Source organism: Streptomyces sp. NPDC087270 (assembly GCF_044744625.1).
Classification (GTDB): Bacteria; Actinomycetota; Actinomycetes; order Streptomycetales; family Streptomycetaceae; genus Actinacidiphila.
In genome coordinates, this window is record NZ_JBIUYR010000024.1 from 94,921 (window position 1) to 113,839 (window position 18,919).

Consider the following 18,919-nt stretch of genomic DNA (forward strand, 5'->3'; position numbering starts at 1 on the left):
GCGTGGTCAGGCGCTGAGCGGGGGCCGTCCCGCGGCCTCCCACGCCTCGTACTCGGCGCGGCCGACGTCGTCGAGCGGGTAGTAGCGGCGCAGCGCGCCGCCCAGCGCCAGCTTCTCGCGGGAGAAGTCCTCCCACGCCTCGTGGACGGCGCTGGCCGCCGCCAGTTCGGCGGCCTTCGCCACCGGCACCACCACCGCCCCGTCGTCGTCGGCCACGATGAGGTCCCCGGGGAGGACCAGGGCGCCGCCGACCGCCACCGGCACGTGGTAGCCCCAGGGCAGCAGCTCCCCTTGGGAGGCGTAGTGAGGTGTCGGGCCGAGGGACCAGATCGGTACGTCGAGTCCGTCCAGCTTCTCCGAGTCCCGGATGCCCCCGTCCGCGACGAGACCGAGGCCGCCGCGGTTGTGGAGGTGCCGGGCGAGCATCTCGCCGACCACCCCGCTGCGCAGCGACCCGTACGCCTGGACGACCAGCACATCGCCGGGCTCGATGAAGTCGAGGACCGCCCACAGCGCGGTCGCCCGCTCGACGTACTCCTGCGTGACGCCGGCGTCGGTGTAGACGTCCTCCCGCATCGGCATGAACTGCAAGGTGACCGCCCGGCCGACGACCCTGCGACCGGGCTTGTTGGTCCGGGGGCCTTGCAGGAAGGTCTTGGTGATCCCCATCTGGTGCAGCTTCGCCGACGCGGTGGCGGCGGTCACCGTCCGGAACGCCTCGACCAGGCCCGGGTCCAGCGGCGGGACGGCGGGGCCCTTGACCGGCAGGGTCCACGCCCCGTGGATCGTGTACTCCGGGATTCCGTCCGGGCCGACGCCGGACGGCTGGATCGCTCCCGCGGGAGCGGAGGAACCGGTCATCGGTACACCTCCACGCTGTAGTGGCCCTCGACGTACGGGTACTGCTCCTCGAGGTCGTCGACGACGTCGACGCCGAGGCCCGGCGACTCCGCCACGGAGACCGTGCCGTCCTTGACCCGCGATCCGCCCTGCACGATGCCCCACCTCAACGGGCCCTGCACCATGCACTCCTCGACCATGGGGGCGTTCGGGAGCGCGGCGACGGCGTGGGCGTTGGCCATCAGCATCAGGCCGTTGTGCCACGAGTGCGGGATCAGGGAGATACCGGCGTCGGCGGCGATCCGTCCGACCCGCATGACCTCGCTGATGCCGCACACTCCGGCGTCGGGCTGGACGATGTCGAAGCAGCCGCGCTCGATCCACGGCCGGAACTGCTCGATGGTGGTGAAGGACTCGCCGCCGCTGATCCGCAGGTCGACCGATGACGTCAACTCCTCGTAGCCCTCGATGTCGTCCTTGCCGAGGGGCTCCTCCAGCCACAGGGTCCCGCGTGCCGCCAGGCCCTCCGCGAGCTCCCGGGCCTCGGCGCGGGACAGCCTGCTGTTCGCGTCGACCGCCAGCCCGGCGCGATCGCCGACGGCGTCGCGCACCTCGTCGTACAGCGCGAGGAAGCGGGCAGGGGTGACCCGGTCCCAGTGCCACGCGGTGCCGAGCCGGAACTTCACCGTCCGGTAGCCGGCCTCGACATGGCCGAGGACGTCGGCGACGAGCGTGCGGGGGTCGTCATGCCAGTCGTAGCGCACGCCGCCCGAGGCGTAGACGTCGACCGCGGTCGTGGACACCGCCGGATCGAGGAGCCGCGCCACCGGCTTTCCGGCCGCGCGGCCGCGGGCGTCCCACAGCGCGCAGTCGATGCCGGCCACGGCGAAGTCGTGTGCCGAGCCCACCGCGTGCTCCAGGGCGGTCCCGGTGGGGCGTGGCACGACGGAGAAGTCGTCGAGGTCGGCGCCCACCAGGCTGCCGCGGTACCACCGCACCCATTCCGCGATCTGCCGCGGATTGCCGTAGGAGCAGGCCTCCCCGACCCCGGTCACACCGTCGTCGGTCTCCACCACGACGATGGCCGCATCCGCTTTGACACTGCGATAACGGTCAGTCGCCCACTGGTCTTCTCGCGTGTGCAGCCGGGTGGCGCACAGGGTACGGACGTCAGTTATCACAGCGGTTGGGCCTTTCTGGGGTGTTCATTCCTTCTCCGCTCCCGCTTTCTGACCGGCGACCAGAAAACGCTGCGCGAAGACGAAGATCAACAGGATCGGGGAGATGGAGATCAGGGCCGCGAGCGCGACCTCGGGTTCGCGCACCGGGATTCCGGTGAAGTTCGCGCCGCCGAGGGCGTTGGTGTTGCGCACGAGCAGCTGGAGGCCGGTCTGCACGTTGGCGAGCTGCGGGTCGGTGTTCATGATGTACGGCAGGAAGAAGGTGTTCCAGGCCGTGACGAACGAGAAGAACGCGACCATCGCGATCGCGGGCCGGGCGATGGGCGCGTAGATGCGGAGGAATATCCGCCATTCCGAGGCACCATCGAGCCGGCCGGCCTCGATCAGCGAGTTCGGCACCGAGGCCATCGCGTGCAGGTACACGATGTAGACCCCGAAGGGGTAGAACGACAGGGGCAGGATCACCGCCCACAGCGAGTTCGTCAGGTCGGCCGCCGACATCTCCAGGTAGAGCGGGAGGATCAGCGCCGCCTGGGGCACGATCATCGTGACCAGGGTCAGGAACAGCATCGTGGTGCGGCCGACGAAGGCGAACTTCGCCAGCCCGTATCCGGCGGGGACGCACGTGACCAGCGCCAGCGCCACGGCGGCTACGCTGATGAGGGCGGAATTGCCCAGCCAGGTACCGAAGATGCCGTGGTCGTAGCCGAAGACGTGCGACCAGGCGGACCCCACGTGGGACAGGCTGCCGAACGACAGCGGCTGGTCGCCCGTCAGCTGGTCGCGGGTCTTGGTGGGCGCGAGCAGCAGCCAGACGATCGGGACGCCGAAGAACAGCACGGTCATCGACAGCAGGACGTTGCGGCCGAAGGAGCCGAACGCGGTCCGCACTCCTTTTCGCTCCGCCGACGAGGAGGACAGCGTGCTCATGCCGCATCCTTCGAGTAGAAACGGGTCTTCCTGATCACGATGACCGCGGCCGTCACCGTGACGACGAGCAGCAGTACCGAAAGCGCCGACGCGCGACCGTAGTTCGACTCTCCGGTGGCGTAGGAGAAGACGAGCTGGTTCAGCGACCAGGTGCTGTCGACCTGGCCGCGGGCGCCCGCGCCGAGCACCTGGGGTTCGACGAAGACCTGGAACCCGTTGGCCAGGGAGACGATGAAGATGAAGCCGATGTAGCTGCGCAGCATCGGCAGCTTGATGTGCCACACGACGTGCCACGCGCCGGCGCCGTCGAGTTCGGCGGCCTCCAGCACATCCCGCGAGATGTCCGTGAGCGCGCCGTAGAGCAGCACGATCCAGCCGCCCGCGCCGGCGGCGATGCCCATCACCGACAGGATCACCGGCAGCGAGCCGTCGCTGATGACGGTTCCGGAGTCGCCGGCGAACGGACGGAGGATCGCACTGGCCGGGCTGGCCGCGGGCGAGAACATGAAGAGCCAGAGCAGGGCGGAGGCCGCGCCGGTGACCGCTCCGGGAACGTAGGAGACGAACCGGGTCAGGGCGGCGAACCGGGTACGCCGCGCGTCCATGGCCAGCGCGACGGCGAAGACGACCACCAGCATCGACGGCAGCCAGATCAGCAGGTAGGAGCCGACGTTCTGCGCCGCCCGCAGGGTCCGGTAGTCGCTGAGGACCGCCGAGTAGTTCTCCGTCAGGCTCGTGTAGGAGTCGCCGATCACGGGCGTCACCGAGAACGAGGTGGCGATGCCGTAGACGGTGGGCACGAGGCCGAAGAGGACCAGGGCGGCGAGGTACGGAAGGACGAAGGAGACTCCCGCGGTGCGGCTGCGGAACCGGCTGCGGGCCTGGCTCCGGGTGCGGCCCCGGGACCGGCTCCCGGACCGGCCGCGCACCGCGGAGGAGGACAGCGGTGCCATCCGCTAGTCGCCCTTGACGCTGTAGGACGCCGACCGCGCGGCCTTGGTCAGCTGCTCGCCGAACTTCTCCAGGGCGGCGCCGATGTCGTGGCCCCCGCTCTTGAGGATGGTGGCGTTGAAGGCGTCCTCCGCCTGGACCTGGAAGCGGACGAAGCCGAGGGTCGGGGAGATCTTCCCCGCGGCGTCCCGGTACACCGCCGAGGGGTCCTCGGCGTACCAGTCGTCCTTCGCGACCTGCTTCAGCCAGATGTCGGCGTCCGCGGTGTAGGCGGGGTACCCGGACGAGGCCGCCTGGACCTTGGGGTCGGTCGCCATGCCGGTGGCGAACTTGGCCGCGGCCGCCTTGTTCTTCGACTTCGCCGAGACCACCCAGATGCCGCCGCCCGCGGTGCCCGAGGCGTTGGTCGCGGCGCCCTTCCAGGTCGGCATGGGCGCGACCGCCCACTGGCCCTTCTTCGGTGAGGTCGGCTTGATCCCGTAGTCGCCCATCCACGCGGGGGAGATCGTCGCGAGCAGCTTGTCGTTCTTGACGACCGGGGTGTACGCCGCGTCGAACGGGTCCAGCTTCGAGAGCGTCCTGTTGGCGAGGAGCGGCCCGACCACGTCGTCGACCCTGGTGCACGCGGGCGACTTCACGTCGATGGTGACGGTGGTCGGAGAACTCGACTCGTTGAAGGCGCAGCCGCTGGAGCCGTAGTAGCCGTTCAGTCCGTACCGGCTGTTCACCGACCCCAGGGAGTAGCCGGGGTGTTCCTTGCCGACCCGCAGGCCGAGCGCGAGCCACTCGTCGAACGTCTTCGGCACGGTGTAGCCGAACTTCGCGAAGAGCGGCTTGTTGTAGTAGAGGACGGTCTGCGCGAGGTCGTTCGGCAGGCAGTACGTCTTGCCGTCGAACGTGCAGGCCGCCGTGGACCCCTTCGCGAATCCGCCCAGGACGTCCGAGCCGACCACGCCGTTGAGCGGGAGCGCGTAGTTCACGGGGTTGACCAGCATGTTGGCCAGCTCGTCCGGGTAGCTCAGGAAGACCGCGTCCGGCACGTCCTTGCCGGCCTTGACCGCGAGGGCGACCTGGGCCGGGATGTTCCCGTGCGTGTTGTCCACGGACTTGACGGTGGCCTTCAGTTCCGGGTGGGCCGCGGCGTACTCCTGCGCGGGCTTCGTCCGGGTGTCGTCGACCCAGATGGTGATCGGAGCGGACGCCTGCTGCTTGACGTTCGCACCGGCCCCGTTGTGCCCGCCGCACGCGGCGAGCAGCAAGCTGGTCGCCGCGAGAAGGGGTGCGACCGCGCGTCTGGTTTTCATAGGGTTCTCTTCCTCAGAGGTGAGGGGGTCGATGGCGCCCATCGAGAGAAAGTTCTCCGACCTCTCGTGTACGCTAAGCGCCTATGTGACACCTCGATGGCGTTGATGTCAACGTTCGATCACCAAGTCATCGGAGAACTTTCCGCAGTCGACCACGGCACTCACACCAGGTGCCGTACGTTCACTCATGGCACAGGAGGGATGGCCAGTGGCTGTCATCGACGGCGTCGTCGCCGAGGTCCGGAAGCTGATCATCGAAGGACGTCTGCGTCCCGGGGACCGGCTCCCCCAGGAGTCCGACTTCGCCGAGCAGTTGGGCGTCTCCCGCAGCTCGCTGCGCGAGGCGGTCCGGGTCCTGGAGCAGATGCGCGTGCTCGACGTCCGGCACGGCTCGGGGACGTACGTCAGTTCCCTGCAACCGGCCCAGCTCCTCGAAGGCATCGCCTTCGCCGTGGAGGTGATGCGCGACGAGACGCTCCGGGAGGTGATCGAGACCCGCGAGCTCCTCGAACCGGCGGCGACCCGGCTGGCCGTCACACGGATGACCCCCGAGAACCTGGACCGCATCCGCGACACCTACGAACGGCACACCCGGCAGCGCTCGATCGAGGGCCTGGTCCACAGCGATCTGGAGTTCCACGCGGAGATCGTCCGGGCCACCGGCAACCAGACGCTGATCAGCCTGCTCGACGGCCTGTCCAGCAGGACCGTACGGCTGCGGCTGTGGGGCGGCATCGTCAGCGACAACGCGGTGGACCTCACCATCCAGCACCACCACAACATCCTCAGCGCGATCGAGGCCGGCGACGCCCACGGCGCCGAGTGCGCGGCGTACGTGCACGTCACCACGGCACGCCGATGGCTCGACGCGTACTTCGCCGACCACGGCAAGCCGGCCTGAAGCAGGCCGGCTTGCCGTGGCGGACGAGGTCGCGGAAGAGGGCGCCGATGCGGAAGAGGGCGCGGCAGGTGCTGCCGCGCCTACGCCGGCAGGCCCACCGCCCGCTCGCCGGTGCGGCGCTGCTGGATGACGACGGCGGCGACCAGCAGCAGCCCCTGCGCGATGTTCTGCCAGAAGGCGTTGACGCCCTGGACGGTGAGGCCGTTCTGCAGCGCTCCGAGCAGGGCGACGGCGAGCAGGGTGCCCCCGACCCCGCCCTTGCCGCCCTTCAGCGCGCAACCGCCCAGGGCCGCGGCGGTGATGGCCTGGAGTTCGAGTCCGTCGCTTCCGGACGTCGGCTGGCCGGAACCGGTGCGGGCGGTCAGGAGGATGCCGGCCACGGCGGCGACCATGCCGCTGAGGGCGTAGACGGCGATCAGGTACTTGTTGAGGTTGATGCCGGCCAGCCGCGCGGCGGTGTCGTTGCCGCCGATGGCGTAGATGTTGCGGCCGATGTCGGTCTGCTTGAGCAGGATGTGGACGGCGACGGCGGCCACGATCAGCAGCCAGACCATGACGGGGATACCGGCGATCTTGCCGCGGCCGAGGAAGACGAACACGGAGTTGTTGAGGACGTATCCCTGGGCGCGCCCGTCGGAGACCAGTTGGGCCACGCCCTTGTAGGCGGCCAGGCCGGCCAGGGTGGCGATGACCGAGTTGACCCGGCCGTAGACGATGATCACGCCGTTCAGCAGGCCGATCACGGCGCCGATGGCGATCGCGACGCCCATGCCCAGGAAGGCGTTGGAGCCCCAGGAGGTGAAGACCATCGCGCTGGTGACGGAGGCGAGGCCGGCCTGGGAGCCCACCGAGATGTCGAGCGCGCCGCAGATGATCACGACGGTCTGGACGACGGCCAGCAGGCCGGAGATCGTCACCGCCTCGGCGATGACCTGGATGTTGTCCCAGCTGAGGTAGTTCGAGTTGAGGGTGCCGAACAGGGCCAGCACCACGGCCATCGCGCCCAGCAGGCCGAGGTTCTGGCCGCCGGCCCGGGCGAGCCACCGCTGCGACCTGGTGGCCGGCGACGGCAGGGCGTCGATGTCGTCGGACCGGGGGTCGGCGGTGGAGGGGGCGGCGGTCATCGGATTCCTCCGGAGGCGGCGTCGTTGCTGTCGGATGGTGCCGTCCGCCCGCCGGGGGCGGGTTCGGGATCGGATTCTGGTCCGGCGTCGGGTTGGGCGTCGGGTTCGGGTTCGGGGTCGGTTTCTGGTCCGGCGTCGGGTTCGGGTTCGGCGTCGGGTTCGGGTTCGGCGTCGGGTTCGGGCGGGGCCAGGTCGTCGGCCATGGCGAGGGCGAGGATGGCCTCCTCGGTGGCGTCGGCGCGGTCGAGTTGCCCGGTGACGCGGCCGTTCTGCATCACGACCACCCGGTCGGCCAGACCGAGCACCTCGGGAAGCTCGGAGGACACGACCAGGATCGCGGTGCCCTCCCGGGCGAGTTCGGCGATGATGTGGTAGATCTCGGCCTTCGCGCCGACGTCGACGCCCCGGGTGGGCTCGTCGAGGATGAGCAGCGCGGGCTTGCGGGCGAGCCATCGGGCCAGCACGACCTTCTGCTGGTTGCCGCCGGAGAGCGTCCGGACGTCGACCTCGATCGAGGGCGCGCGCACCCGCAGCCGGTCGGCGTACCGCTGGGCCAACTCCCGCTCCGCGCCCGTGTCGACGAAGCGCCACCTGCGCAGGCGGGCGAGGCTGACCAGGGTCGTGTTGTCGCGGATGGTGCGCTGGAGGAACAGCGCCTGGGCCTTGCGCTCCTCGGGGGCCAGTCCGATCCCGGCGCGGATCGCGTCGCGGGGGCCGCGCAGCCGCAGCGGCCGGCCCTCGATCCGCAGGCTCCCGGCGCGCACGGGTGCGTCGCCGGCCAGCGCGAGGGCGAGTTCGGAGCGCCCGGCTCCGATGAGGCCGGCCAGCGCGACCACTTCGCCGGCCCTGACCTGGAGGCTGACGTCGTGGACGTCGTCGGTGCTGAGCCGCTCGACGTCGAGGACGACGCGGTCGGTGGCCACCCGCTCGCGGGCGAACAGGGTGGTCAGGTCACGGCCCACCATCAGGCGGACCAGGGCGGCTTCGGTGGTGTCCGCCGCGTCCACGACACCGGCCACCGCGCCGTCGCGCAGCACGGCGACACGGTCGGCGAGCCGAAAGATCTCCTTCATCCGGTGCGAGACGTAGATGACGGCGACGCCCTCGTCCCGCAGCCGGCCGATCAGCGCGAAGAGCGCGTCGACCTCCTGGTCCGACAGCGAGGACGTCGGCTCGTCGAAGGCGATGATCCGTGCCCGGTGGGTGCCGGTCAGCGCCCGCAGGATCTCCACCAACTGCCGCTGGGCGGCGGTGAGTTCCGAGCCGAGCAGGTCGGCGTCGAGGACCTTGTCGAACCCGAGGCGGGCCAGGTCGGCGGTGATCCGGCGGCGCAGCTCGGCCCGGTCGAGGCGGCGGCCGGCCCTGCGCGGGAGGGACCCGGCGTAGACGTTCTCCGCCACCGAGACATGCGGGATGATCTCGGGTTCCTGCGGGATGATCCGGATGCCGGCCCGGCGGGCGTCGGTCGGCGAGTTCAGGTCCAGGACCCGCCCGTCGAGGAGCACCCGCCCGTCGGTCGGGCGGTGGTCTCCGGTCAGGATGCGCAGCAGCGTGGACTTCCCCGCCCCGTTCTCGCCCATCAGCGCGGTGACGCGGCCAGGGGGGAAGGTGAGGGTGACGTCCCGCAGCGCGTGGACGGCGCCGAAGCGCTTGGTGATCGCGTGGGCGGTCAGGCCGTCGTCGGACGGTGGCCGGTGAGCGGTGGAGGCGGTCATCGGATCAGCTGCACTTCGCCCCGGTGGACCGCCAGTTGGCCGGGTCGACCATGGTGGTGGGGGCGAACGCCTCCTGCGGGAACGCCTTGCCCTTCTTCAGCTTGTCGTACATCGTCTGGACGGCCACCGCGCCGACGTCCCGGCCGTCGAGGAGGAGTGCAGCCTTCATGCCCGACGGCTTGCCGGAGCCCCAGTCCTTGCAGGCCAGGTAGGCGCCCAGGCCCACGCCGATCACGTTGTCCGCGCTGACCCCGGCGTTCTGCATGGCGGTGACACCGCCCTGGACGTTCTCGTCGTTGCAGCCCCAGATCAGCCAGTGCTTGACGTCGGTGTGCGCGGTGATCGTCGCGGCGACCTTGTCCTGGGCGTTGGTCGGGGTGTTGTCCGTGGCCACGTTGATCGTCTGCACCTTCGCCCCGGCCGCCGCGTCGAACGCCTTCTGCGCGGCCTTGACGCGGTCACCGCAGACCGTCACGTCCTGCTCCCACGCGGAGATCACCCGGGTGTCGCCGGCGCTCCAGCCGGCCTTCTTGAACTCCGCGGCCGCCCGCTTGCCGACCTGGTCGCCCATCTGGGCGCCGGAGAAGCCGATCCGGGGCACCAGGTCGGCCTTGGGGCACTTGGCGGGGTCGGGACCCGTGGTGCAGATCTGGTCGTCCGAGGTCAGCAGGGCGATCTTGGCGTCGCCGGCCATCTGCACGACCTGGGGGCCGACGGACGGGTCCGGCACCACGACGATCAGGCCGTTGCTCTTCTGCGCGATCGCCGACTGGACCTCGCTGACGGTCTTGTTGGCGTCGCTGCCGAGGTTGACCACCTTCAGGCCGATCCCCAGGGCCGCGGCCTTCGCCTTGGCGCCCGCCGCCTCGTCGATGAAGTACTGCTGGTCGCCCTGCTTCTGCAGATAGGTGAGCGTGATCCGGCCGTGCACCGGGGCGACCGTGGGGGTGGCGCTGACGGAGGTCTGGCCGCTGGAACACGCGGCGAGTCCGAGGGCGACCACCGCGCCCGTGACGGCGGTGACACAGCGGGTTCGCGAGATGGGCATCCTGGCTCCAGTGAGTGTGTGAGCCCCTGACCGGGGACGAAAGGTGCTGCGGTTCGGCCATGGGGGGACCGTTCGGGCGGAGCGCGCGGGGGGTTCGCCCGGTCCGTGGTGAGATGCATCGTGCTGCTTAGCAGCTATGCTGTCAAGCGTAGGGACAGGAGCTCGTCACGGGCTTTCGTCGAAGCGGCTTCCCCGGCGTCCCGACCTGGGGGCCGGGCCGCCGGGGAAGCCGAACGGAGAGGGAATCGGATGAAGGCGCATCAGCACAGGGGTGTCCCCGGCGCGGTCCCCGGCGCACCGCGGAACAGCCCGCCGGCCGTCGGGCGCCCCGGCGCCCGGCGACATGGCAATATGGCGGCTGTGAAGACGGTCGGCCGCTGTGCCTCGCGACACCCCTACCAGGCGTGCCCGGACGCCAAGTGCGGTCTGGAGGCGCGCGCATGACGTTCGCACGTACCACCCTGAGCGACCACGTGGTCCGGGAGATCATCTCGGAGATCAAGCAGCGCCAGCTGCGTGCCGGTGACGAGATCCCGGCCGAGGGCGAACTCGCCGAACGGCACGGCGTGAACCGGCTGGTGGTCCGCGAGGCCATCCGCACGCTGGTGGCGCGCGGCGTCCTCGCGTCCAGCCAGGGCAAGCGCGCGACGGTGGCCACCCCCTCGCCCGCCGTGCTGGCTCAGATCCTCGAATTCCGGCTCAGCCAGAAGTCGATGGACCTGCGGGACCTGCTCGACACCCGAAGGGTGCTGGAGGGCGAACTCGCGCAGCGCGCCGCGGCGTGCGTCGCCGCGGGCGAGGGCACGGTGGCCGAGGCGGCGGAGGCGCTGGAGACCATGCGGGGCGCGGTCGGGGACCGCGACGCCTTCATCGCCGGCGACCTCGCCTTCCACCAGGCGGTGGCCAACCTGGCGCGGTCCGAGGTGTTCTCCTTCCTGCTGGCGGCCATGAACGGCGTGCTGCTCGACGCCCGCCGGGCCAGCTACCAGGGTCGCGAGCAGCGCGGCACCGGACAGGACGCCACGATCGAGGGGCATCAGCGCATCCTCGACGCCATCGCCTCCGGGGACGGCGCGGCGGCGGCCGAGGCCATGACCGGCCACCTCGCGGAGACCAGCCACGACCTCGGCCTTCCCTAGGTCCGGCGCCGGGCTACGAGCCCAGCAGCCGCATCCGGGTGGTGGCGCTGAAGTTCGCGGCCAGGGTGATCGCCGGATCGGTGTAGTTGCCCCAACCGAGGTCGGGGTAGTTGATCCGCGCGCTGGTGATGAGCCGGACGCCCGGCTCCTGGGCGGCGAACGGGTCGGCGCTGAGCACCTCGAAGGCGTCCAGCGACACGAAGGTGTCGCTCGCCGCCGTGTTCCTGTCGCCCGTGACCCGTACCGACACCGTGTGCCGGCCTTCCGGCAGGTTCGCGAGCTCGAAGACCTTCTGGGCGGCGTTCTTGGCCGCGGCGTAGAGGTCCACGCGGGTGGCCGCGCCGCCGTCGACGCTGATCTCCGCGATGCCCTGGGTCGGCCCCTTCGGGCAGATCACGCGGACGCCGTTGCCCCAGAAGTCCGCGTGCGCGGTGTCCCCGGCCTTCCGGCTGAACGACTCGGTCCGGTCGAGGTCATCCTGGGTCCAGCTCTGGGAGGCGTCCGCGTGGGTCCACTCCCCCGCGTACACCACCCGGTCCGAGGCGTCGTCGATGACCGGGTCGATGACCCGGAACGCGTCGACGAGGGCGTAGGTCCCGCTGGACGCCGCGTTCTTGGTGCCGGTGCACTCCACGGTGAGGGTGTGGCTGCCGCGGGGCAGCGGGTCGCTGCGGAACACCAGCCGGCCCGGGGTCTTGCCCGATCCGTACAGGTCCACCGTGGCCTTGACGGCGCCGTCCACGGAGACCTTGACGATGCCGAGGTTGTCCGCCAGCGCCGAGTACAGCGCGACCCCGGTGCCGGTGAAGGCCAGCGTCGCGGTGTCGCCGGCGGTGTTCGAGAAGGACTCCGTGCCGAACAGGTCACCGCTGGTGTAGCCCGAGTCGGTGCCGGCGTGGGTCCAGGTGCCGGTGTAGACGACCTGCGAGGACGCGTCGTCGATCAGCTCCGGCTCCACCGGCGCCAGCCGCACCGCGTCCGTGCCGTCCGACTCGACCTGCACGCCCGGCCCTGACGCGCCGGAGGTCGCCTTGGCCAGCCGCACCCCCGTCTTGGTGCTGCGGAAGTCGTTGGTCCACTGCGCCGCACCGTCCTTGCCGAACAGGAAGTAGCTGTGGGTGTCCTGGCCCCACGACCACGTCGGCTGGGTCCGGTAGCCGTCCGTGCCCGACGCCCGCGCCTTCGTCGCGGTGCCGGTGGTACGGCCGATGTGGTCGTCGGGGTAGGCCGTCCACTGGCCGTCCCGCTGCCAGGTGAAGGTGTCGGTGCCGTCGGCGAGCGTGTAGGAGACGCCCACATCACTGACCTGGCCGGTCGGCGGATCGGCGAGCGTGTACGTGGTCGTCAGCAGCCCCCGCCCGTCGACGGCCACCTGGATCGTGGTGTCGACCGCCCCGAACCGGCCCTTCAGCGTGACGACGGCCTGCCCGCCGCTGGTCGCCACCGTCGCCGAGCCCCCCGTCCAGGCCCCGGGCACCGCGCGGGAGATGACCAGGTCCGGGCCGCCGATCAGGACCTGCGCGTCGTGGGCCGTCGCCTCCGTCAGCCGTCCGGCCGCCTTGTCGAAGACGACGGTGAACGGTGCGTCGACCCCGCTGACGGTGATGGTGTCCGCCGTCTCGTGGACCGTGGGAGCGGTGCCGCCGACCGGCGTGAAGACGGGCGTCCTACGGCTGTTCAGCCACAGGCGGTACTCGTCCACCACCGACGAGCCGCGGCTGAAGGTCAGGTGCAGCACGTCGCCGGCCGACCAGGGACCCTTCGGGACGGTGAGCGTTCCGCTCTTCCTCGGCGGGATGTCGACGCCGGTCAGCTTGCCGGAGCGGGTGCCGATCTGCCACGCGATGGTCAACTCGCCCAGGTTGCTGTGGTCGTGCCAGTTGGCCACCGTGACCGGGACGCTGCCGCCCGGGGTCAGCCCGGTCAGCACCCCGTCGGCGATCTGCACCGGCGAGTACGCCTTCTTGGTCAGCCAGTGCTCCGGCTTGTGCCGCCGCCACAGGTCGATGATGCCCCACTCGCCGTAGCCGACCGGCCCGGACGGCAGGTGGTACACGTCGTCGATCGCGGCCCAGATCGCACCGCCCACCACGCCGCTGGTGGCACGGAACCTGGCGGCGAGCTTCGCGATGCTGTGGCCCCAGAAGTCGCGTACCCCGGGGTCGGTGCGCAGCGTGTCCACGATGTAGCACGGGCAGTGGGCGAACTCGTCGTACTGGATCGGCTGGGCGGAGTTGCCGTTCGCGGTGCCGAGGCTCGGGTAGTGCCCGCTGTAGATGTCGGCCTGGGTGCCGCCGTTGTTCTGCGACGCGTCCTCGAAGACGGTCGGCCGGCTGGTGTCGGTCTGGTGGGCGTAGGTGTTCTCCGCGGCGAAGTTGCGGCCCATGCCGCTCTCGTTGCCCAGCGACCACTCGATGACCGCCGCGTGGCTGCGGTCGCGTTCCACCATCTCCGCGAACTGCGCCATGTACTGGTCGGTGTAGGCGGGGTCGTCGACGGTGTCGTACTGGAAGCAGACCGGCGCCTCCACCTCGACGTACAGGCCCAGCCGGTCCGCCCAGTCGAGCATGGCGGGCGTCGGGGGATAGTGCGAGGTGCGGATGAAGTTGCAGTTGGCGTCCTTGTAGGCGCGAAGGGCCTGTTCCTCCATCGCCGATGTCGTCGAACGGCCCATCTTCTCGGTGATCGTGTGGTGGCAGACGCCCAGCAGGTGCACCGGAGCGCCGTTGACCAGCAGTTGGTTGCCCTGCACGGCGACCTGACGGAATCCGATCGCCTTGCTCACCGTCTGGGTCGTGCCCTGGGCCTGGAAGGTGGCGCGCAGGGTGTAGAGGTCGGGGTGCTCCGCGTCCCACTTGCTCGGCGCCTTGACCGGGATCACGGCGGTGGCCTGCGGCGCGGCCGCGGTCAGTGCCACGGTCGAGGGAGAGATCGCCACCGCGTGCCCTCGCGGGTCCACGAGTGCCAGTCGCACCGTGCCGCCGGCACCCGCCGGCAGGTCGGCGGCCACGGTGACGGCGAGCTTGGCGTCGGTGAACGTGGCGTCGAACGTCGTGTCCGCGTGCAGCCGCGTGAGGTACGCCTTCGGTACGGCGACGAGGGTGACGTCGCGCAGGATGCCGCCGATGATGTGGTGCGCGTACTCGGACTGGTCCGCGATGCTCGTCGGCCGGTCGGTGACGCCGACGGTGACCACGGCCTGCCGCCCCGGGGTGACCAGTGCGGTGATGTCGGCGTACCAGGTGGTGAATCCGCCGTCGTGCGTGCGCACCAGCGTGCCGTTCACCCACAGGCGGGCGTCGCTGTAGACGCCGTCGAACCGCAGCATGACCCGCTTGCCGGCGAAGTCGGCCGGGATGGCGACGGATACGGCGTAGGCGCACTCCGTGTTCGACGGCACGGTCTCGCCCTGGAGCGCCGGTTCACCGGGCACGGCGATCGGATGCCACGACGAGGTGTCGGTGCCCTTCGCCCAGAACGACGCCGGCGGGCTCGTGGTGTACCGCCAGCCCGTCGTGAGCGGAACCGTGGGGGTGCGCACACCGGAGACGGTGTCGGGCAGCGGCGGGATGAGCGGGAGCGGGACCCCGGTCGCGGCGCCGGCCGGGGCGGCGAGGAACACCTCCCCCGCGGCGGAGAGGATTCCCGCGGCCGCCAGGCCCTTCAGTGCTGCTCGGCGGGAGAGACCACGGGGAACTCCCGGGTCTGCGGCGGTGGATGCCGCCGGTGTTGAGCGACGCGGTGGGATCACGGTCGACCCTTCCTTAACAACTAGGCTGCTAAGCATATATACGAGAAGCCCGTTCCCTGTGCAATACCTCGTACGGCCAAGGCTCTGCCGGATGCCGGCCGGCCGGACGGCGGAGGCGGGCCGCTCCACCCGGCCGCCGGCGGCACGGCGGCGCGGTGGTCCGGCGGCGCGGTGTTCCGGTGGCCCACGACGACGAGGCCCCCGCCGCCGGCGGGGACCTCGCGGCTCGTGCCGGCGGGGCGAACGGGGCCGGCCCGGCACGGCGTTCTCGTCAGGACACGTTCTGCAGCGTCCACTGCTGATCGGCCTGCGTGCCGCAGGGCCACTGGATGAGGGCGGCGCCGTCCGCGCGCGACCCGCCCTTGACGTCCAGGCAGTTGCCGCTGCGCCGCGCGACCAGTCGCACGTAGCCGCCGGCGTCCTTGACGGTCCACTGCTGGTCCGTCCCCGATCCGCACCGGTGCCGCGTGATCGCGGCCCCGCGGGCCCGCGCACCGCCGCGGGCGTCCAGGCAGGTGCCGTCGGCGCGGTTGACCAGGCGCACCTGGCCGTTGCCCAGTGCGACGGTCTTCCACTGCTGGCCCGCCGCGGTGCTCCCGGTCTGCTGCTCGACCGCGCTGCCGCGACCGATGCCCACGGTCTTGCCGCTCTGCCGGGAGACCAGCACGGTGGGCGTGTTCGCGCTGTCCCCGCACCCGGCGAAGGTGCAGCCGGGGACCCAGGGGGTCTGGCCCGACTCGTAGGCCCCCTGGTCGGGAGCTCTTCCGGCGTAGCCGTCGGTCACACCCGGCACGACGGCTCCGGCGTCGACCGCCGGGGAGGCGGGCTGGAGGGCGTAGCCCCCGTGCTCGGGATCGACGTACCGGGGATCGGGGGCGCCGCCGTCCAGGCTGTGGGTGGTGACGAGGTCGTTGCTCTCGTCCGGAGTGCCGCCGGGAATGGAGAAGTAGGTCTGGTCGGCGGGGCGGTAGCCGTCGAGGATGTTGTTGCGCAGCACCGTGCGGGCGTCGTCCGACGGGTTGGCGTAGTAGTTGCTGATGGTCTTGCCGCCGGCGGAGACGAAGGTGTTGTCGGTGATGTGCCCTTCGAGGTAGGGCAGGTTCTTCCCGGACTGGACGAAGCCGCCGAAGGACATGCCGTTGCCGCCGTGCAGGTTCCAGGCGACGTTGTGGTCGGCGTTCAGGTCGTAGCTGCCGTTGTCGAAGTGCAGGCCGTTGCCGGTCTGCGCCGGGTCGTGCAGCCAGTTGTGGTCGATCCGGGTGCCGGTGTAGGCGGTGTTGCAGCAGGTGTAGACCGCCCCGAGGTCGTAGTTGACCTTGGCGTAGTCGTACATGTCGTTGTAGGCGATGCGCAGGTCGGTGTAACCGGCGTTCGGATACGCGTTGGTGTTCATGTTGATCACGTCGCGTCCGGTCGTGTGCATGGTGTTGTGCGTGATCGCGACGTCTCGGGCGCCCACCTCCACCGCGATCGCGGCGGTGTAGGTGCCTCCGTAGGCCACGTCGGTGATGAGGTTGTCGGTGATGACGTGGCCGGTGCCCTTGACCGAGACGCCGTTGCCCATCGAGTACTGCAGCGTGCTGTCGCGCAGCACGTTGTCGGTGCCGTGCAGCAGGATGCCGCTGTCGAAGTGGTGGTTGGCGTCGTAGACCCCGTCGTACGGGAGGCCGCTGTCGTACTGGGAGGTCTGCCAGGTGGAGGTGTACCGGGCGGTGATGCCGTCCAGCACGTCGTGCGAACTGCCGTCGTCCGTGGTCACGGAGGTGGCGAACAGGCCGATGCCGCGTACGGTGATGCCGCTGCGGCCGTTCAGGTCGAAGCCGTAGTTGCGCTTCTTCGCGGTGATGCCCGAAGGTGCGCCGCCGTCGGGCGCCCACATGTACAGCTCGTGGGCTCCCGGGTCGTAGTACCAGGCGTCGGGGCCGGTCAGCAGTGACTTCTTGCCGACCAGGCGGAAGCCGGTCGAGCTGCCACCGGGTTCGTTGTGGCCGTCGCTGCCGGGGAAGCCGAGGCTGAGGGTCTTGTTCGTGCCGTCCAGATCCCCGCTGGTCACGGTGGCCGAGTTGGCGACCCAGGCACCGGCCAGGTAGACGGTGGCCCCGGTCAGGTCACCCAGCGCGGGGAACCCCGGGTAGCTGAGCGTGCCGGTCAGCGCGGCGGTGCACGGAGGTGTGGAGCAGGTCGCTCCGGCACCTGAGCGGGTGGACTTCCACCCCGAGGTGACGAAGGAGTCGGCCCAGGGGTCGCTGGAGGCCGCGGGATAGGCGGCCTCGGGGACGACCGTGCCGGAGGAGAAGATCTGGTTGGCCCACAGGTCGCCGTCGGACGGGTACTCGGTCGACGAGTAGGGCGCCGCGGCACTCCCGGCCAGCGTCACCGGCGCCTTGTAGATGTGGCCGCTGTCCAGCGTCCAGCCGTCGACGCGGTCGGTTCCGTCGACGGTCACCTCGGCCCCGGGAGCCGCCGCGAAGGTGATCGGCGCGGCGGCGGTCCCGGACCGCGGCGGGGTGACCGTCTCGCGGTAGGTGCCGCCCGCGATCAGGCAGGTGTCCCCCGGGGCCGCGGTGTCCGCGCACTTCTGGATGGTGCGGAAGGGCGCGCGTGCCGTGCCGGCCGCCGAGTCGCTGCCGCTGGTGGCCACGTAGCGGACCCGCGCCGACGCGGCGCTCGCGGGCGCGGCGGTCAGGCCCGCGGCCGCTGCCGCGACCACGGTGGCCACGGCGACCGCCCGCCCGGCCCGGCGCCAGTACGGCGATCTTCTGGTGCTGTGCATGGTGTCTCTCCTGAGAGGGGATGGGCCCGCGCCCGGGGTGGTCCCGGAAGGGGCGAGGAGCGTCATGCGACGCGGACGAACCGCACGGAGTCGGCGCGCAGGCAGCCGGTGCCGGAACCGGTGGCGGTCACCGTCTGCGTCGTCCCCGCCGGCAACCGGTCGGTGCCCAGCGTCACCCAGCCGGTGGTGCCGCTCCGGCCCGCGACCGTGTGCGGGCCCGCCTCCGCCGGAGAGACGGTGTACGCGATGTCCGGGGGGCTGGCCGGGTCGACGATGTTCCAGGTGTCGACGCGGTACGTCCCGCCGGCCGGCGGGGTGAAAGTCCACGACGCCCGCACGCCCGGCGAGCAGCTGTAGCGCGAGGTGGAGTGGGCGAAGCCGGGCAGCGAACTGGTCGCCCAGCCGGGCCCGCTCTCGGAGTAACCGGCCTGGGTCGGGCCGTCGTTGTCGACGTAGTAGCCCTGCTGGTAGTAGCGCACGTAGTCCCAGTCGACGGTGGCGGGCAACTGCGCCGGGTCCGGGGTGTTGTTGAAGGCGATGGTGGTCAGCCAGAGATTTACCCAGTCCTGGACGTTGTCGGCGGCGCTGAACGGGATGGTCCTGGTCAGCACGCCGTCGATGTACTGGCTCACCCCGGTCTCCTCGTAGTCGTAGCCGTAGGTGTGCCAGCCGGCCGAACTGTCGAAGCCCATGTCGTAGTTGCCCGTGGTGGACGTGGTGGTGCCGTAGGCGTTCATCCGGATGTCGCGCGGGCTCGCGGAGTCGATCTCGAAGCCGTCGATCTCACTGGGACGCGGCTTGCAGTCGGAGAAGATGTCATGTCCCGCGCCGCAGGTGGACCAGAAGGCGCTGTGCCAGCCGGGCCCGGTGTTGAGCCTCATCCGGGTCTCGTAGTAGCCGTAGCGGAACTTCGCCTTGCTCACCAGACCGCCGCCGGTGAACGACTTGCCGTTGTAGCTCTCGGCCTTGAGCGCGATGTGCATCGCGCCGCCGGACTCCGAGACGTTCTCCGCGCGCTGCGCGCTGTTCCCGCGGACGTCCGTGCGGTGGTTCCACACCGACGTGTCGACCGCGGTGCCGTTGAACTCGTCGTCGAAGGTCAGGGCGTACTGCGGGGTCGGAGCAGCCGCGTGGACCGCGGCGGGCCGTGCCAGGCCCGCGGCCGACAGTGCCGCGAGCAGGGCGAGCACGGCCAGGACCGCGCGCGGGCGGAAGGCGGACGCGCTCACGGCTGTCTCCCGTCACGGAGAGAGCGCCGGCCG

13 protein-coding genes are annotated in these 18,919 nt (G+C 70.9%); 2 read left to right on the top strand and 11 right to left on the bottom strand.

The genetic code is table 11. From position 1 onward, the window contains the following. Positions 1-6 precede the first annotated feature (6 nt). The 5 genes from ACIPAE_RS35130 to ACIPAE_RS35150 are packed head-to-tail and all read right to left on the bottom strand — an operon-like array spanning position 7 to position 5,206. Positions 7-861 carry a ribonuclease activity regulator RraA gene (locus ACIPAE_RS35130; protein ID WP_402450887.1) on the bottom strand — a complete coding sequence of 285 codons (855 nt, stop codon included), beginning with the start codon at positions 859-861 and terminating at the stop codon, positions 7-9. After that, positions 858-2,021 (bottom strand): mandelate racemase/muconate lactonizing enzyme family protein, encoded by a 1,164-nt coding sequence (locus tag ACIPAE_RS35135; RefSeq protein ID WP_402450889.1) that lies wholly within the window; start codon positions 2,019-2,021, stop codon positions 858-860. The genes ACIPAE_RS35130 and ACIPAE_RS35135 overlap by 4 nt, the downstream gene beginning before the upstream one ends. A gap of 24 nt (positions 2,022-2,045) precedes the next feature. After that, positions 2,046-2,951, bottom strand: a complete 906-nt coding sequence (locus ACIPAE_RS35140) for a carbohydrate ABC transporter permease (RefSeq protein ID WP_366412973.1) — start codon at positions 2,949-2,951, stop codon at positions 2,046-2,048. Further along, positions 2,948-3,904, bottom strand: coding sequence for a carbohydrate ABC transporter permease (locus ACIPAE_RS35145; protein WP_402450892.1), 957 nt, complete (start codon positions 3,902-3,904; stop codon positions 2,948-2,950). Before ACIPAE_RS35145 ends, ACIPAE_RS35140 begins: the two co-directional genes overlap by 4 nt. Before the next feature lie 3 nt (positions 3,905-3,907). Continuing rightward, positions 3,908-5,206: an ABC transporter substrate-binding protein gene (locus tag ACIPAE_RS35150; RefSeq protein WP_402450894.1), complete on the bottom strand. Its 1,299-nt coding sequence runs from the start codon at positions 5,204-5,206 to the stop codon at positions 3,908-3,910. 208 nt (positions 5,207-5,414) lie between these two features. Here ACIPAE_RS35150 and ACIPAE_RS35155 point away from each other — a divergent pair, with 208 nt between their 5' ends. Next, positions 5,415-6,107, top strand: coding sequence for a FadR/GntR family transcriptional regulator (locus ACIPAE_RS35155; RefSeq protein WP_402450897.1), 693 nt, complete (start codon positions 5,415-5,417; stop codon positions 6,105-6,107). A gap of 80 nt (positions 6,108-6,187) precedes the next feature. On the opposite strand, the gene ACIPAE_RS35160 is transcribed toward ACIPAE_RS35155, so the two are convergent. The 3 genes from ACIPAE_RS35160 to ACIPAE_RS35170 are packed head-to-tail and all read right to left on the bottom strand — an operon-like array spanning position 6,188 to position 9,994. Then, positions 6,188-7,231 carry an ABC transporter permease gene (locus tag ACIPAE_RS35160; RefSeq protein WP_402450900.1) on the bottom strand — a complete coding sequence of 348 codons (1,044 nt, stop codon included), beginning with the start codon at positions 7,229-7,231 and terminating at the stop codon, positions 6,188-6,190. Next, positions 7,228-8,946, bottom strand: coding sequence for an ATP-binding cassette domain-containing protein (locus ACIPAE_RS35165; RefSeq protein WP_402450902.1), 1,719 nt, complete (start codon positions 8,944-8,946; stop codon positions 7,228-7,230). The genes ACIPAE_RS35160 and ACIPAE_RS35165 overlap by 4 nt, the downstream gene beginning before the upstream one ends. Positions 8,947-8,950: 4 nt before the next feature. Next, a complete protein-coding gene (locus ACIPAE_RS35170; protein WP_366412967.1) occupies positions 8,951-9,994 on the bottom strand; it encodes a substrate-binding domain-containing protein in 1,044 nt (347 codons plus the stop codon). 440 nt (positions 9,995-10,434) lie between these two features. On the opposite strand from ACIPAE_RS35170, the gene ACIPAE_RS35175 reads away from it, so the two are divergent. After that, positions 10,435-11,133 (top strand): FadR/GntR family transcriptional regulator, encoded by a 699-nt coding sequence (locus ACIPAE_RS35175; protein WP_402450904.1) that lies wholly within the window; start codon positions 10,435-10,437, stop codon positions 11,131-11,133. Positions 11,134-11,146: 13 nt separating this feature from the next. Here the strand turns inward: ACIPAE_RS35175 and ACIPAE_RS35180 are convergent, their stop codons facing one another. From ACIPAE_RS35180 to ACIPAE_RS35190, 3 genes are all read right to left on the bottom strand, one after another. Continuing rightward, positions 11,147-14,884: a glycoside hydrolase family 2 TIM barrel-domain containing protein gene (locus ACIPAE_RS35180; RefSeq protein WP_402450907.1), complete on the bottom strand. Its 3,738-nt coding sequence runs from the start codon at positions 14,882-14,884 to the stop codon at positions 11,147-11,149. Positions 14,885-15,155: 271 nt separating this feature from the next. Beyond that, positions 15,156-17,657: an RICIN domain-containing protein gene (locus ACIPAE_RS35185; RefSeq protein WP_402450910.1), complete on the bottom strand. Its 2,502-nt coding sequence runs from the start codon at positions 17,655-17,657 to the stop codon at positions 15,156-15,158. A 62-nt stretch (positions 17,658-17,719) separates the two neighbouring features. Then, entirely contained in the window at positions 17,720-18,886 is a 1,167-nt protein-coding gene (locus ACIPAE_RS35190) for a family 16 glycosylhydrolase (protein WP_402450912.1), read from the bottom strand. Positions 18,887-18,919: the final 33 nt, after the last annotated feature.